Genomic DNA, 14,410 nt, shown 5'->3' on the forward strand with positions numbered 1-14,410 from the left:
CAGGCCGCCGGAACCGCTCCCACACCGACCGTGGCGAGACGTCCGTCTCAGTGACTGGGCAACCGGGAAGGGGAGCGCGCGCGACCCCGTAATGTGGACGCCGTGACCGTGAACGCCAATACCTCCGTCGCCGGTGGCAACACCTGGCGAGACCTTCCCGCGGCGCAGCAGCCCGAGTACCCCGACTCCGAGGCCCTGCGCGATGCACTCGCGGACCTCGCGTCGTATCCCCCGCTCGTCTTCGCGGGCGAGTGCGACCAGCTGCGTGCCCGTATGGGAGCCGTCGCCAAGGGCGAGGCGTTCCTCTTGCAGGGCGGAGACTGCGCCGAGGCATTCGACGCCGTGTCGGCCGAGCACATCCGCGCCAAGCTGAAGACGCTGCTCCAGATGAGCGCCGTCCTCACCTACGCCGCCTCCGTGCCCGTCGTCAAGGTCGGCCGGATCGCCGGCCAGTACTCCAAGCCGCGCTCCAAGCCGACCGAGACCCGCGACGGCGTGACCCTGCCGACCTACCGCGGCGACTCCGTCAACGGCTTCGCCTTCACCGAGGCCGACCGCGTCCCCGACCCCGAGCGCCTGAAGCGGATGTACCACGCGTCCGCCTCCACGCTGAACCTCGTGCGCGCCTTCACCACCGGCGGTTACGCCGACCTGCGCCAGGTGCACGCGTGGAACCAGGACTTCGTGAAGTCGTCCCCGTCCGGCCAGCGCTACGAGGCCCTGGCCCGCGAGATCGACAACGCGCTGAACTTCATGAAGGCGTGCGGCACCGACCCCGCCGAGTTCAAGGCCGTCGAGTTCTACGCCTCGCACGAGGCCCTGCTCCTCGACTACGAGACCGCGCTGACCCGCACCGACTCGCGCACCGGCCACCTGTACGACACCTCGGGCCACATGGTGTGGATCGGTGAGCGCACCCGCCAGATGGACGGGGCGCACATCGAGTTCGCCTCCAAGGTCCGCAACCCGATCGGGATCAAGCTCGGCCCCACGACCACCGTCGACGAGGCCCTCGGCTACATCGAGCGCCTCGACCCCGAGCGCGAGCCCGGCCGGCTGACGTTCATCGTCCGCATGGGCGCCGACAAGGTCCGCGACAAGCTGCCCGAGCTGGTCGAGAAGGTCACCGCCTCCGGCGCCACCGTCGCCTGGGTGACCGACCCGATGCACGGCAACACCTTCGAGGCGGCCTCCGGCCACAAGACGCGTCGCTTCGATGACGTCCTGGACGAGGTCAAGGGCTTCTTCGAGGTGCACAAGGGCCTCGGCACGCACCCCGGCGGCATCCACGTCGAGCTGACCGGCGACGACGTCACCGAGTGCGTCGGCGGTGGCCACGAGATCTTCGTGGACGACCTCCACCAGCGTTACGAGACGGCCTGCGACCCCCGGCTCAACCGCAGCCAGTCGCTCGACCTGGCCTTCCTCGTCGCCGAGATGTACCGCGACCAGTAAGGGCCGCGGCAGGCGGCACCGTACGACTGTGGGGCACGGATCGATGTGATCCGTGCCCCACGGGCGTTCCCGGGCTTTTGCCGCCCGCGCGCGGCGGGTAAGGTTAGGTTAGCCTCACCGATTATCGGGGCGGCGCCCACGACCCGTCCCCGCCCGGGAGGTGAACCGCATGTACGTCTGCTCGTGCTTCGGCGTTACGGAGCAGCAGGTCAGGGAGCATGCGGCAGCCGGGGCCTGCACCCCCCGCCAGATCGCCTCCGCCTCCAAGGCCGGTACGGACTGCGGCGGCTGTGTCCGCACCATCCAGGCGATGCTCGGCCGGGGCGCCTGCCCGCGCCGCGAGCTCCTGGACAGCAGGCAGGCGCCCGCCACCGCCACCGCTCCGGTGGAAGGGCTCCCCGAGGCCGCCTGAGCGCGGTCAGCTCTCCGGCTGCTCGATGAGCTGCGCGATGTACAGCGGCTCGCCCAGCTTCTCGACCAGATCGAGCTGGGTGTCGAGATAGTCGATGTGGTGCTCCTCGTCCGCGAGGATCGACTCGAAGATGTTCGCCGACGTGATGTCGCCCTTGTTGCGCATCAGCTCGATCCCGCGCTTGAGGCGGTCGATCGCCTCGACCTCGACCTGCCGGTCGGCCTGGAACATCTCGGTGACCGTCTGGCCGACCCGTACATGGAACAGCCGCTGGTAGTTCGGCAGACCGTCGAGGAAGAGAATGCGGTCGGTCAGGATCTCCGCGTGCTTCATCTCGTCGAAGGACTCGGCGCGCGTATATTTCGCCAGCTTGGTCCAGCCGAAGTTGTCCTGCATCTTCGCGTGCAGGAAGTACTGGTTGATGGCGGTCAATTCAGCGGTCAGCTGTTCATTCAGGAACTCGATGACCTCGGGGTCGCCCTGCATCGCAGAGGCTCCTTCCAACGGTGAACCGGGCACGTTGGCGGCATCCTCGCACCGGACCCGGTGACCGTCCAGTAAGTGCACGCTTAGTACGAGTTGCCCGAATGGGCTCCGCCCTGGTCACGACCACCCTCGCCTGTCTGTCACCATGGAGTCATGGGTCAGCCGGAAAGCCGGGAACACCGCGCGTCAGAGCAGTCCGAGCTTCCGCCGGGCCAGCGGCTGCAGCGTGGGTGGCCGGTGACCCACTACGGGCCCGTCCCCAAGTTCAAACCGGAACGCTGGGAATTCCGCGTCTTCGGCGCGACCGCCGACGGTGAGAAGCACTGCTGGAACCACGAGGAATTCTCGGCGCTGCCGTTCTCCTCGGTCGTCGCCGATCTCCACTGCGTCACCAAATTCAGCATGCTGGGCGCCGAGTGGGGCGGTGTGCTCGCCCGCGACGTGGCCGCCCTCGCGCCGCCCGCCCCTCAGGTCACCCATGTGATGGTCTGGGCCGAATACGGCTTCAGCTCCAACCTCCGGCTGGACGACTTCCTCTCCGACCGGACCCTGTTCGCCACCCACAAGGGCGGCGAACTGCTCACCGCCGAACACGGCTTCCCGCTCCGGCTCGTCGTCCCCCATCTGTACGCGTGGAAGGGCCCCAAGTGGGTCCGGGGCGTCGAGTACATGACCGCCGACCGCCGCGGCTTCTGGGAGGAGCGCGGCTACCACAACATCGGCGACCCCTGGCAGGAGCAGCGCTACTCCTACCAGGAGGAGCCCGGGGACGGCCCCGAGCTCTGAACCGGCGTCCGGATCCGGATCAGCCGCCGTCGCGCAGCGCCTGGAGCCGGGCCACGTCCGCCGCGTGGCCCTCCTTGCCGCCCGGCGTCTCGATGACCAGCGGCACGCCCTCGGTGGCCGGGTGCGCGAACAGCTCGCGGAAGGGCTCCTCGCCGATGTGGCCCGAGCCGATGTTCTCGTGCCGGTCTTTGTGGGCACCCGAGACGTCCTTGGAGTCATTGGCGTGGATGAGCTTCAGCCGGCCCTCGCCGACCGTCTCCACCAGCAGGTCCAGCGTCTCCTTCATCCCGCCGGGACCGGCCAGGTCGTGCCCCGCCGCGAAGATGTGGCAGGTGTCGAGGCAGATCCCGAGCTTCGGATGGGCGTCCAGCGCCTCGAAGTACGGGCCGAAGTCCCAGGTCCGTGAGCAGAGCGAGGAGCCCTGCCCGGCGGTGGACTCCAGCAGCAGGAACGGGTCGTCGTCGTGCGTCAGCTCGTCCAGCAGCGGCCGCATGTGCGTGCGCACCTGGGCCAGTGCCTCCTCGCGGGGCCGCCCGCCGGTCGCCGACCCCGTGTGCACCACGACGCCCAGCGCCCCGATCTCCCGGGCCCGGCGCAGCGAGTGGCGCAGCGACTCCACGGACCGCTCCACCGTCGCCGGGGTGTGCGAGCCGAAGTTGATCAGATACGGGGCGTGCACGTACGCCGGTATCGACTCGGCGGCGCACTGCTCGCGGAACAGCTCGTCCTGCGCCGGGTTGCCGGCCGGGGTGGCCCAGCCGCGCGGGTTGGCGACGAAGACCTGGACGGCCTCGGCGCCCATCTCGCGGGCGTAGGGGAGGCCGACCTTGGCGAGGCCGCCGGCCACCGGTACATGGCCGCCGACTGGGTTGCGCATACGGATCTCTACAGTCCCTTGGTCTTGATGGTGATGGTGCTGCCCTCGGGGGCCCGGTCGCCGCCGTCCACGGACTGGCTGGAGACCTTGTCGCTGAAGGAGAGGAAGCCGCGGTCGACCTTGACCTCGAAGCCCGCGGCCTTCAGCTCGTCCTCGGCGTCGTCCACGTCCTTGCCGACCACATCCGGCACGTCGATCATGCGCGGCCCGGCGGAGACCGTCAGCGTCACGGTGTCGCCCTCGGCCGCCTCGTCGCCCTCCTCCGGTGACTGCGCGGCGACGTCGCCCTCGTCCTCCGGCGAGTGCACCCGGCCGGGCTTCACCTTCACCTTCAGGCCCTCGTCGGCCAGCGTGCCGGTGGCGTCGTCGACGGAGAGCCCGGTGACATCGGGGACGTCGACGCGGCTGCCCTTGGAGACGACGATCGCGACCGCCGAGTCCGGGTGGCGCTCGGTGCCCGCCTCGGGGTCCGTGCGCACCACCTCGCCGGCCGCCACGTCGTCGTCGAACTCCTTGGTGACGAGGCCCGGGAGCAGGCCCGCCTTCGTCAGCCGCTGCTTGGCTTCGGCGAGCCGGTCGCCCGCGACATCGGGCACCTGGATGATCTCGGGGCCGCGCGAGACGACGAGCGAGACCGAGCCGTTGCCCCTGATCCGGGCGCCGGACTCGGGGTCGCTGCTGATCACCTTGCCCCGGTCGACGGTGTCGCTGAAGGCCCGCTTCACGCCCTTCAGCTCCAGGCCCGCGTCGGAGAGCCGCTTCCCGGCCGCCTTCTCGGTCTGGCCCAGCAGCGAGGGGACCTTCGTGAACTGCCCGGAGTTGATGTACCAGACGCCGCCGCCGACGCCCAGGACGACGAGCACCGCCAGGACCGCCGCGAGCAGCCCGCGCCGGGGGCTGCCGAGCGGCCCCCTCCGGCGCGGCGGGCGCGGATGCTGCGGGGGCGCGGGCGGGGGCATCTCCAGCCGGCTGGTGTGGTGGGCGGTGCCCAGGTCCTGCGGCAGCACCCGGGGGATCACCGTCGTCCGCGCGTCGGACCCCGCCGCCGCACCGCCCGGGGCGGGCTCCGGCCGGGCCTGCGGCGGTACGGCGTCGAGCTGCGCGTCCGTGAGGGCGGCGCGCGCCCGGCGGGCCACGGCAAGGAGCGCCACCGCGTCGAACGGGCGGGCCTCCGGGTCCCGGGCGGTCGCGCCCGCCACCAGCGCGTCCAGCTCGGGCGCCAGACCGGGGACCACGGCGGACGGGGGCGGCACGTCCTCGTGCAGATGCTGGTAGATGACCTGGGCGGGGGACTCCCCGTCACGCGGCTTGGCGCCGGTCAGCATCTCGTACAGCACGACCCCGCAGGCGTACACATCGGCGCGGGTGTCCGCCGTGCCGTGCTCGATCTGCTCCGGGGCCAGGTACGAGACGGTGCCGAGGATCGTCCCGGTGGTGTTCGTCACCGAGCCCACGGCCCGGACCAGGCCGAAGTCGGCGACCTTGACCCGGCCGTCGTCCCCGATCAGCACGTTCTCCGGCTTCATGTCGCGGTGCACGAAGCCCGCGCGGTGCGCCGCGCCGAGGGCGGCGAGGACCGATTCCAGGATGTCCAGCGCGGCCCGGGGCGCGAGCGCGCCGCGCTCGCTCAGCACATCGCGCAGCGTGCAGCCGGCGACGTACTCCATGGCGAGGTAGACGTACTGCCCCTGGGCGCCCTGGTCGAAGACCCCGACCACATTGGGGTGGGCGAGATGCGCCACGGACTTGGCCTCGCGGATGAAGCGCTCGACGAATGAGGCGTCGGTCGCCAGCGCCGGGTGCATCACCTTGAGGGCGAGCACCCGGTCGAGCCGCATGTCCATGGCCCGGTAGACCGTGGCCATGCCGCCCACGGCGATGCGGGCATCGACGCGGTAGCGGCCGTCGAGCAGCTGCCCGACGAGGGGGTCCTGGAGGGTCGTATCCACCATGCGAGTCTACGAGCCGCCGCGGACAGGCCCGCCGCGGTGGAGCGAACCCGGGGCAGTACTGCAGCCGAGCCGTGACAGGCGCGGGTCAGAATGCCGGCCGCTCCGGATCGAGCACCGCCCGCCCGGCCGTCGGCGAGGACGCCTCCGCGAAGTGGCGGCGCGGGATGCGCCCGGCCCGGTACGCGAGCCGTCCGCCCTCCACCGCGTGCCGCATCGCGGCGGCCATCAGCTCCGGCTCCTGGGCCCGGGTCACCGCTGAGGCGAGCATCACAGCGGAGCACCCCAGCTCCATCGCGAGCGCCGCGTCCGAGGCGGTCCCGGCGCCGGCGTCCAGGATCACCGGGACCCCGGCCCGCTCGGTGATCAGCTGGAAGTTGTGCGGGTTGCGGATGCCCAGGCCCGAGCCGATGGGGGAGCCGAGCGGCATGACCGCCGCGCACCCCACGTCCTCCAGCTTCCGGGCCAGGACCGGGTCGTCGTTGGTGTACGGCAGCACGGTGAAGCCGTCGTCCACCAGGATCTCGGCGGCGTCCAGCAGCTCGACCGGGTCGGGCAGCAGCGTCCGCTCGTCGGCCACCACCTCCAGCTTCACCCAGTCCGTGCCCAGCGCCTCCCGGGCCAGCCGGGCGGTGAGCACGGCCTCCCCGGCGGTGTAGCAGCCGGCGGTGTTCGGCAGCACCCGGATGGACAGCTTCCGCAGCACGGAGAGCACCGAGCCCTGCACGGTCGGGTCGAGGCGGCGCATCGCGACGGTGGTCAGCTCGGTGCCGGACGCGATCAGCGACCGCTCCAGCACGTCGAGGCTGGGCGCCCCGCCGGTGCCCATGATCAGCCGCGAGGTGAACTCGCTGCCGCCGAGGGTGAACAGGTCGTCGGACATCGTCAGCCTCCCTGGACCGCGGTCAGGACCTCGACCCGGTCGCCGTCGGCGAGCGCGGCGGCGGGCCACTGGCCGCGCGGCACCACGGTCTCGTTGAGCGCGGCGGCCACCCCCGCCGTCGCGTCGGTCAGCGTCGCGACGAGGGCCTCCAGGGTGGTGCCCGGCGCGACGGCGGCCGGGGCGCCGTTCACGGACACGGTGAGCGGGGTGGGCTCGGTCATGCGGGCTGCTCCTGGGGTGCGGGGACCGGGGCGAACCGGCCGGGGGAGAAGGGGCGGGCCGCCTCGGGCAGCTCGCCGTCGGCCAGCAGCGACGCCATGGCGTCCCCGGTGACAGGGGTGAGCAGCACGCCGTTGCGGCCGTGGCCGGTGGCGAGGTGGAGGCCGGGCAGCGCGGTGCGGCCGAGCAGCGGGGCGTTGTCGGGGGAGGCGGGGCGCAGACCGGCGCGGGTCTCGGTGAGCGGCAGCTCGGTGATGCCGGGCACCAGCTCGTGGGCGTCGCGCAGCAGCTCGTAGACGCCGCCCGCCGTGACGGTGGTGTCCCAGCCCATCTCCTCGGTGGTGGCGCCGACGACCAGCTCGCCGTTCTCGCGCGGTACGAGATAGACGTGGCTGCCCCGGACCACCGCGCGCACGGTGCGCGAGAGGAAGGGGGCGTACGCCGGGGGCACGGTGAGGCGCAGCACCTGGCCCTTGACCGGGCGCACCGGCGGCAGGACGTGGGCGGGGACCCCGGCGAGCCGGCCGCTGAGGCTGCCCCCGGCGAGCACGACCTGGCCGGCGGCCACCTCCGTACCGTCGTCGAGCACGGCGCCCACGGCCCGGTCCGCGACCACGGAGAGGCGGTCGGCACGGCGGCGGTGGAAGACCACTCCGGCCCGTTCGCAGGCGGTGAGCAGCGCGGCGGCGAGGCGGCGCGGATCGACCTGGTGGTCGCCGTCCACCCGGAGGCCGCCGCGCACGCCCGGGGCGAGCATCGGTTCCAGGCGGCGGCACTCGCGCCCGGTCAGCCACTCCGAGTCCAGGCCCGAGCGGCGTTGCAGCTCGTGGAGTTCGCGCAGGTGGGCGCGGTCGTCGGCGTCGAGCGCGACGGCCAGGGTGCCGCAGGCCCGGAAGCCGATGTCCTGCCCGCTCGCCTCCTCCAGCTCGGCCGTGAACTCCGGATAGTCCCGGGCGGAGGCGAGGTTGAGCGCGAGCAGCGTCTCCTCGCCGTAGTGCAGCTCGGTGACGGCGGCCAGCATTCCGGCCGCGACCCGGGCCGCTCCGCCGCCCGGCTCGGGGTCGGCGAGCGCGACGGCCAGACCGCGCCGCGCGGCCCGCCAGGCGGTCACCAGGCCGATGATGCCGCCCCCGATGACGAGGACGTCGGACCCTTCGGTGGGATGGGTGCGCATTGGCGTCCAGCCCCTCCCTTCGCCGGCATGACCCGGATCAGGTTCGTACGGTCGGAGGCCGCCCAGCCTCCCTCTCAGCCCGGTGCGTCCGGGCTCCCGCGTGTCTTACGGTGGCCACCCTAAACCCCGCCCGGCGGACCGGGTAGGGAGGGCCGGGGGAGGGGGCGCCCTTTCCTGATGGCTCGTCAGCTACGTAAGGTGGACAGGTGAGCGAGCAGCAGCGGGCAGAGCGGACGGAACGCCGGGTCGTCGTCGCGGGCGCGGGCATGGCGGGCGTGCAGACCGCCGTCGCCCTGCGGGAACAGGGCTTCACCGGCCCCGTCACCCTGATCGGCGCCGAACCGCACCAGCCCTACGACCGGCCCCCGCTGTCCAAGGCGGTGCTGCTGGGCAAGGCCGAGGAGTCCGCCTTCGACATCGACTTCGAGGGGCTGGACATCGCCCTGCGCCTGGGCTGCGAGGTCACCGGGGTCCGCGCCGGCGCCCACGAACTCGACACCTCCGAGGGCCCGGTCCCCTACGACGTCCTGGTCCTCGCCACCGGCGCCGAACCCGTCGCCCTGCCCGGCTCCGACGGCGTCCCCGGCGTCCATCTGCTGCGCACCCTCGACGACGCGGCCCGGCTGCGGCCCGTCCTGGAGGCCGGGCACCCCGTCGTGGTCGTCGGCGCCGGCTGGATCGGCGCCGAGTTCGCCACCGCCGCCCGCGCCGCCGGCTGCGAGGTCACCGTCGTGGAGGCCGCCGACCGCCCCCTGGCCGGAGCGCTGCCCGCCCAGGTCGCCGCCCCGATGGCCGCCTGGTACGAAGAGAGCGGCGCCCGGCTCCTCACCGGCGCCCGGGTCGCCCGCGTCGAGCCCGGCACGGTGGTCCTCGCCGACGGGCGGACCCTCCCGGCCGGCGCGGTCGTCGTCGGCATCGGCGCCCGCCCCGCCACCGGCTGGCTCGCCGGCTCCGGCATCGCCCTCGGGCCCGAGGGCTCGGTGACCGCCGACGCGGCGCTGCGCACCTCGCTCCCCGATGTGTACGCGGTCGGCGACTGCGCCTCCTTCCCCTCGGCCCGCTACGGCACCCGCCTGGTCGTCCACCACTGGGACAACGCCCTCCAGGGGCCCAGGACCGCCGCCGCCCACATCGCGGCGGAGGACGCCGACATCCCGCCGTACGACCCCGTGCCCTACTTCTGGTCCGAGCAGTTCGGCCGCTTCGTGCAGTACGCCGGGCACCACGCGGACGCGGACACCCTGCTGTGGCGCGGCGACCCGGCCGGGCCCGCCTGGTCGGTGTGCTGGCTGCGCGACGGCGCCCTGGTCGCGGTGCTCGCGGTGAGCCGCCCGCGCGACCTGGCGCAGGGGCGCCGGCTCATCGAGGCGGGTGCCCTGCTCGACGCGGACCGGGCCGGGGACCCCTCCGTACCGCTGAAGTCGGCGACGCTCGGGCCGTCCACGCGTCCCTGAAGAGCCGAGTCCGGGTTTCGGCTGTCAGTCCGGGATGGCAGGCTTGTCCCGTGACCGAGATTGACGCAAAGACCGATGCACTCGTCCCTGCCTGGCTCTACCTGCCCGACATCGCGGAAATGCTCGATGTCGAGGTGACGCGTGTGCGGCAGCTGGTCAAGGAGGGCCAGCTCATCGCCGTACGCCGTGGGGAGAACCGGGCACTTCAGGTGCCCGCCGCCTTCATCGACGGCGACAAGGTGGTCAAGGGCCTCTCCGGGACCCTGACCCTCCTGAAGGACGACGGCTACTCCGACGAGGAGATGCTCGAATGGCTCTTCACCCCCGACCCGTCCCTGCCGGGCACGCCCGCGCAGGCACTGAGTGAGAATCGCGGCACGGAGGTGAAGCGCCGCGCCCAGGCGCTCGCCGTCTGACCGCACCGGGAAGCGGGCCGCACCGCGCGAGCGGGCGGCCCGCTTCCCCGCGCCGCACCACCGATCCGCCGCCACCGTCCCCGGGGGGAACCGCACCATGTCCACGCCTCGCACCCAGCTGTCCGACGCCCGGCTCTACCTGTGCACGGACGCCCGCAGGCGCCAGGGGGACCTGCCCGACTTCCTCGACGCGGTCCTCGCCGGCGGGGTGGACATCGTCCAGCTCCGCGACAAGGGCATGGAGGCCGGCGAGGAGCTGGACCACCTCGCCGTCCTCGCGGACGCCTGCAAGCGGCACGGCAAGCTCCTCGCCGTCAACGACCGGGCGGACGTGGCCCACGCCATCGGCTCCGACGTGCTGCACCTGGGCCAGGGCGACCTGCCGGTGCCGGCGGCCCGCGCGATCATCGGCGCCGAGCCGGTCATCGGCCGCTCCACGCACGCCGAGGCGGAGGTCGACGCCGCCGTCGCTGAGCCCGGCGTGGACTACTTCTGCACCGGCCCCTGCTGGCCCACCCCCACCAAGCCCGGCCGCCACGCGCCCGGCCTGGACCTCGTCCGCTACGCCGCCTCGCTCGCCCCCGCCCGCCCCTGGTTCGCCATCGGGGGCATCGACGCGGACAACCTCGACCAGGTGCTGGACGCCGGTGCCCGGCGGGTCGTGGTCGTACGGGCCCTCACCGAGGCGTCCGACCCGGGTGCCGCCGCCGCTGAGCTGGCACGACGGGTCCGCGAGCGCGCCGGAGCCTGAGGGGGGACGGCCGCTGCCGGTGAGGCGGTCGGGGACCCGTCCGGTACGGAGCTGGGACGAATCTGTCCGAAGGATGGACAAGAATCAGTCAATTCCGGCAAATGACTCCGGTTCGGTTGGGGCCCCGCCCCGCCCTGGTTAACCTGCCCGTATGGCCCTTGGCACACCTTCCACCAGGACAGATCACGCGCGCACCGTGCGTGAGATGCTCGCGACCGGCGCGACCTCGTACTCGTTCGAGTTCTGGGCGCCCAAGACCGAGAAGGGCGAGCGCAACCTGTGGAACGCGCTGCGCCGGGTCGAGGCCGTCGCCCCGAGCTTCGTCTCGGTGACGTACGGAGCCGGCGGCTCCACCCGCGCCGGCACGGTGAAGGCCACCCAGGACATCGCCGCCGAGTCCACGCTCACCCCGGTCGCGCACCTCACGGCGGTCAACCACTCGATCGCCGAACTGCGCAACATGGTCGGCCAGTACGCGGACGCCGGCATCCGGAACATCCTCGCCGTGCGCGGAGACCCGCCGGGCGACCCGATGGGCCCCTGGGTCGAGCACCCGCAGGGCGTGAAGTACGCGGCGGACCTGGTCCGGCTGATCAAGGAGGCCGGCGACTTCTGCGTGGGCGTCGCGGCGTTCCCCGAGCGGCACCCGCGCTCCGACGACTGGGACACCGACGTCCGCCACTTCGTGGACAAGTGCCGGGCCGGCGCCGACTACGCGATCACGCAGATGTTCTTCGATCCCGAGGCGTATCTCCGGATGCGTGACCGAGTGGTCGCCGCCGGTTGCGACACGCCGATCATCCCCGAGATCATGCCGGTCACCAATGTCCGCCAGTTGGAGCGGCTCTCCCAGCTCAGCGACGCAGTGCTGCCCGACGACCTGAAAGAGCGCATCCTCGCTGCCAAGGACGACGCCGCCGCTGTACGCTCCATTGGCATCGACTTCGCAACGCGGTTCAGCGCGAAGCTGCTCTCCGAGGGCGTGCCCGGACTGCACTTCATCACGCTGAACAACTCGACTGCGACGCTCGAGATCTACGAGAATCTCGGACTGCACAAGCAGTCGTGACCGGCCGTACCCGCCACCAACCGGGGCGGTGGCCGTAGAAGGGGGCGGGCATGGGCTGGACGGTCCTCTACATCGCGTTCGGTGTCGTCGCGCTGTGGCTGCTCGGCGAGGTGCTGCTGCAGTACAAGGCGCGGCTGCGCTGGCGCCTCCTCGCCTTCACCGGCTTCCTCGGTGTGGTGATCGGCGTCCTCATGCCGTCCGTGCCCGTCATCGCCCTCGGCGCGGTCGCGTTCGCCACCGGCCAGACCTATGTCACGCTCTCGTTCCGCAAGGGCTTCTCCACCGGCTGGGCGATAGGGGGCAAGCCCGGCGAGAGCCGCCGCCGGCGCGGCGCCGCCGAACGCAAGCCCACCCTGGAGGTCTCGGACCTGGAGGTGGAGTACGAGGGCGGCGCCCCCGACGCCCCGGCCGCCCCGCCGTCCGCCCCTGCGCCCGCCGCCGTCTACGCGACCGAACCGATGCCCGAGGACACCGGCCAGTACGGCATTTACACCGACCCGGTCCCGCCCCGCCCGGCCCAGGAGCCCCAGGCCGCGCAGAGCCACGAGGCGTTCGACCCCTACGGCTACCCGGCCCAGCAGCCCCAGGGCCAGGACACCTACGCCGGAGCCGGGCAGTACGACTACGGCACCGATCAGCAGAGCTACGCCGCCTACTCCGACCCGTACATCGGCACCACCGCGAGCACCCCGCAGTACGGCACGTACGACGGCTACGGCAACTACGACGGCTACGGCGGTCAGCAGCAGTACGCCGACCCGTACGCGCAGGGCGACGGCTACGGCTCGGAGACCCCGCCCGGCGGCGTCTGGGTGCCGCAGCAGCGCGAGGGCGAGCAGTATCCCCAGGAGCCCGCCGCCCAGCCGGCCCCGTACCCGAACGGCTACGACACCGGCTACAACGAGCAGTACCGCTACTGAGGCGTCCCGGCCCCCGCCCCGCTCACCGCGAGCCGCGGAAGTCCTCCCCCTCCACCACGGTCCCCGCGACCAGCGCCCCGGACATGCCCGCGTGCGCCAGTCCACCGCCCGGATGCGACCAGCCGCCGGCCAGCAACAGCCCCGGCAGCCGGGTCCGGTTGGCGGGGTGCAGGAACGCGCCCCCGGCACCGCCCAGCGCCGGCGGTGGCACCGCACCGCCCTCGGCACCCGTGTCCGCGGCGGTCTCGGCGGGCGTCCGCACCCTCGTCCGCAGCACCCGCTCCCGCAGCCCCGGCACCGCCGCGCCCGCCGCCCCGGTCAGCGTCTCCACGAACCGGGCCCGCAGCGCCTCGTCCGTCCAGTCCACCGGGCCGTGCGGGGCCACCGTCGCCACCAGCGTCACCGCCTCGTGCTCCGCGTCGGGGCGGGTCGACGGATCGTCGGGGCGCAGCACGGTCACCGTCGGGTGCGCGGCGAGCCGGCCCCCGAACACCGCCTCGCGCTCGGCCGCCCCGTCCGCCGGGTGCACCACGGTCCGGTGCACGGCGTCCGCGGGCCGCCCGCCGCGCAGCGACAGCATCACCACGAACCGGCCGGCCCCCGCCCCGTCCGCACGCACCGTCACATCCCCGTCCGCCCACAGCTCCTGACCCGGCACCAGACCGGGCCACGGCCGGACCCCCAGCACCACATGAGCGGCCTCCGCTACCGTCCCGTCAGCCAGCTCCACGCCCGCCGCCCGGCCGTCCTTCTCCACGACCCGGGCCACCTCGGCGCCGAAGACGAACTCCACCTTCCGGGCCAGGCACCGCTCGTACACCGCCCGGGCCAGCGCCCGCATGCCGCCGCTCACGTACCAGGTGCCGAACGTCTCCTCCATGTACGGCAGGAGGGCCGCGCCCGCCGGGGCGCGCGAGGGGTCCAGGCCGTACCCGAGGGCGTATCCGTCGAGGAGGGCCGCGAGCCGGGGGTCCGCCAGCTCCCAGGCGCCGACCTCCGCCACCGTCCCGGCCCGCCGCGCCGGGCGCAGCAGCCGCCGGCGCTCCTCGGCCGGATACGGATCACGGCCCAGGACCTGCCAGTCGGGGCGCAGGGGCTCCTCCAGGAGCGGCCGCCGCGAGCGGTCCCAGGCGTCCCTGGCCCGGTCGAGGAACGCCCCCCACGTCGCTCCGGCGCCACCGCCGAGCGCGGTGTCCAGGGCGGCGACGGTCCCGGCGCGCGAGGCGTTCGGCAGGGACACGGAGGTGCCGTCCGCGAAGAGGTGCCGGCTCGCCGGATCCACCTGCGTCAGCGTGACGCGCCGCTCCAGCGGCTCCTTGCCGGTCTTCACGAACAGGTCGCGGTAGACCGCGGGAAGGTGGAGGAGCCCGGGGCCGGTGTCGAACGTGAAGCCGTCCTCCGCGTACTGCCCGAGCGAGCCGCCGTACGTCCGGGACCGCTCGTACACCGTCACCCGGTGGCCTGCCACGGCCAGCCGGGCCGCCGCCGCCATCGCGCCCATCCCGGCGCCGATCACCGCAATTCGTGCCATGCAGGCGACCTTAACGGCCGCCACCGAC

15 protein-coding genes and 1 riboswitch are annotated in these 14,410 nt (G+C 73.2%); of the genes, 8 read left to right on the forward strand and 7 right to left on the reverse strand.

Annotation, left to right across the window (positions count from 1 at the left end):
• Positions 1–108: 108 nt before the first annotated feature.
• Both ACIQZN_RS12670 and ACIQZN_RS12675 read left to right on the forward strand, forming a co-directional pair.
• Complete coding sequence (locus ACIQZN_RS12670) at positions 109–1,455, forward strand: class II 3-deoxy-7-phosphoheptulonate synthase (protein ID WP_391261674.1); 1,347 nt, start codon at positions 109–111, stop codon at positions 1,453–1,455.
• A gap of 169 nt (positions 1,456–1,624) precedes the next feature.
• Positions 1,625–1,867, forward strand: coding sequence for a bacterioferritin-associated ferredoxin (locus tag ACIQZN_RS12675; protein ID WP_403991469.1), 243 nt, complete (start codon positions 1,625–1,627; stop codon positions 1,865–1,867).
• 6 nt (positions 1,868–1,873) lie between these two features.
• Here the strand turns inward: ACIQZN_RS12675 and bfr are convergent, their stop codons facing one another.
• Positions 1,874–2,353 carry a bacterioferritin gene (gene bfr / locus ACIQZN_RS12680; protein ID WP_093709197.1) on the reverse strand — a complete coding sequence of 160 codons (480 nt, stop codon included), beginning with the start codon at positions 2,351–2,353 and terminating at the stop codon, positions 1,874–1,876.
• Between the two features lie 153 nt (positions 2,354–2,506).
• Here bfr and ACIQZN_RS12685 point away from each other — a divergent pair, with 153 nt between their 5' ends.
• Positions 2,507–3,139 carry a sulfite oxidase-like oxidoreductase gene (locus ACIQZN_RS12685; RefSeq protein ID WP_403991472.1) on the forward strand — a complete coding sequence of 211 codons (633 nt, stop codon included), beginning with the start codon at positions 2,507–2,509 and terminating at the stop codon, positions 3,137–3,139.
• A gap of 19 nt (positions 3,140–3,158) precedes the next feature.
• On the opposite strand, the gene ACIQZN_RS12690 is transcribed toward ACIQZN_RS12685, so the two are convergent.
• The 5 genes from ACIQZN_RS12690 to thiO form a co-directional block, all read right to left on the reverse strand.
• Positions 3,159–4,016, reverse strand: coding sequence for a deoxyribonuclease IV (locus ACIQZN_RS12690; RefSeq protein WP_403991475.1), 858 nt, complete (start codon positions 4,014–4,016; stop codon positions 3,159–3,161).
• 8 nt (positions 4,017–4,024) lie between these two features.
• Positions 4,025–5,965 carry a Stk1 family PASTA domain-containing Ser/Thr kinase gene (pknB, locus tag ACIQZN_RS12695; RefSeq protein ID WP_403991642.1) on the reverse strand — a complete coding sequence of 647 codons (1,941 nt, stop codon included), beginning with the start codon at positions 5,963–5,965 and terminating at the stop codon, positions 4,025–4,027.
• An 88-nt stretch (positions 5,966–6,053) separates the two neighbouring features.
• Positions 6,054–6,848 carry a thiazole synthase gene (locus ACIQZN_RS12700; RefSeq protein WP_403991477.1) on the reverse strand — a complete coding sequence of 265 codons (795 nt, stop codon included), beginning with the start codon at positions 6,846–6,848 and terminating at the stop codon, positions 6,054–6,056.
• A gap of 2 nt (positions 6,849–6,850) precedes the next feature.
• Positions 6,851–7,069 carry a sulfur carrier protein ThiS gene (thiS, locus tag ACIQZN_RS12705; RefSeq protein WP_403991480.1) on the reverse strand — a complete coding sequence of 73 codons (219 nt, stop codon included), beginning with the start codon at positions 7,067–7,069 and terminating at the stop codon, positions 6,851–6,853.
• Entirely contained in the window at positions 7,066–8,241 is a 1,176-nt protein-coding gene (thiO, locus tag ACIQZN_RS12710) for a glycine oxidase ThiO (protein WP_403991483.1), read from the reverse strand. Before thiO ends, thiS begins: the two co-directional genes overlap by 4 nt.
• Positions 8,239–8,351, reverse strand: a riboswitch (TPP riboswitch). (Overlaps the previous gene by 3 nt.)
• Positions 8,352–8,447: 96 nt before the next feature.
• Between thiO and ACIQZN_RS12715 the strand changes: the two genes are divergently transcribed.
• From ACIQZN_RS12715 to ACIQZN_RS12735, 5 genes are all read left to right on the forward strand, one after another.
• Positions 8,448–9,695: an NAD(P)/FAD-dependent oxidoreductase gene (locus ACIQZN_RS12715; RefSeq protein WP_403991486.1), complete on the forward strand. Its 1,248-nt coding sequence runs from the start codon at positions 8,448–8,450 to the stop codon at positions 9,693–9,695.
• Between the two features lie 50 nt (positions 9,696–9,745).
• Positions 9,746–10,111 carry an Rv2175c family DNA-binding protein gene (locus ACIQZN_RS12720; RefSeq protein ID WP_403991489.1) on the forward strand — a complete coding sequence of 122 codons (366 nt, stop codon included), beginning with the start codon at positions 9,746–9,748 and terminating at the stop codon, positions 10,109–10,111.
• A gap of 97 nt (positions 10,112–10,208) precedes the next feature.
• The gene (gene thiE, locus ACIQZN_RS12725) at positions 10,209–10,862 is read left to right on the forward strand and encodes a thiamine phosphate synthase (RefSeq protein WP_403991492.1); all 654 of its coding nucleotides are present in this window, start codon (positions 10,209–10,211) and stop codon (positions 10,860–10,862) included.
• 151 nt (positions 10,863–11,013) lie between these two features.
• Complete coding sequence (gene metF, locus ACIQZN_RS12730; protein WP_403991495.1) at positions 11,014–11,931, forward strand: methylenetetrahydrofolate reductase [NAD(P)H]; 918 nt, start codon at positions 11,014–11,016, stop codon at positions 11,929–11,931.
• 50 nt (positions 11,932–11,981) lie between these two features.
• A complete protein-coding gene (locus ACIQZN_RS12735; RefSeq protein WP_403991497.1) occupies positions 11,982–12,851 on the forward strand; it encodes a hypothetical protein in 870 nt (289 codons plus the stop codon).
• 22 nt (positions 12,852–12,873) lie between these two features.
• Here ACIQZN_RS12735 and ACIQZN_RS12740 read toward each other — a convergent pair whose 3' ends face one another.
• On the reverse strand, positions 12,874–14,382 hold the full coding sequence (locus ACIQZN_RS12740; RefSeq protein WP_403991500.1) for a phytoene desaturase family protein: 1,509 nt from the start codon (positions 14,380–14,382) through the stop codon (positions 12,874–12,876).
• Positions 14,383–14,410 lie beyond the last annotated feature (28 nt).

The sequence above is a fragment of the Streptomyces sp. NPDC097595 genome (genome assembly GCF_044761525.1).
GTDB classification, from domain to species: Bacteria; Actinomycetota; Actinomycetes; order Streptomycetales; family Streptomycetaceae; genus Streptomyces; species Streptomyces drozdowiczii_A.

Bases quoted from the DNA above. Each gene is read 5' to 3' on its own strand.
- metF (WP_403991495.1), top strand. From the start codon at position 11,014: ATGGCCCTTGGCACACCTTCCACCAGGACAGATCACGCGCGCACCGTG.
- thiS (WP_403991480.1), bottom strand. From the start codon at position 7,069: ATGACCGAGCCCACCCCGCTCACCGTGTCCGTGAACGGCGCCCCGGCC.
- ACIQZN_RS12740 (WP_403991500.1), bottom strand. From the start codon at position 14,382: ATGGCACGAATTGCGGTGATCGGCGCCGGGATGGGCGCGATGGCGGCG.
- ACIQZN_RS12675 (WP_403991469.1), top strand. From the start codon at position 1,625: ATGTACGTCTGCTCGTGCTTCGGCGTTACGGAGCAGCAGGTCAGGGAG.
- bfr (WP_093709197.1), bottom strand. From the start codon at position 2,353: ATGCAGGGCGACCCCGAGGTCATCGAGTTCCTGAATGAACAGCTGACC.
- ACIQZN_RS12700 (WP_403991477.1), bottom strand. From the start codon at position 6,848: ATGTCCGACGACCTGTTCACCCTCGGCGGCAGCGAGTTCACCTCGCGG.
- thiE (WP_403991492.1), top strand. From the start codon at position 10,209: ATGTCCACGCCTCGCACCCAGCTGTCCGACGCCCGGCTCTACCTGTGC.
- ACIQZN_RS12690 (WP_403991475.1), bottom strand. From the start codon at position 4,016: ATGCGCAACCCAGTCGGCGGCCATGTACCGGTGGCCGGCGGCCTCGCC.
- thiO (WP_403991483.1), bottom strand. From the start codon at position 8,241: ATGCGCACCCATCCCACCGAAGGGTCCGACGTCCTCGTCATCGGGGGC.
- ACIQZN_RS12685 (WP_403991472.1), top strand. From the start codon at position 2,507: ATGGGTCAGCCGGAAAGCCGGGAACACCGCGCGTCAGAGCAGTCCGAG.
- ACIQZN_RS12735 (WP_403991497.1), top strand. From the start codon at position 11,982: ATGGGCTGGACGGTCCTCTACATCGCGTTCGGTGTCGTCGCGCTGTGG.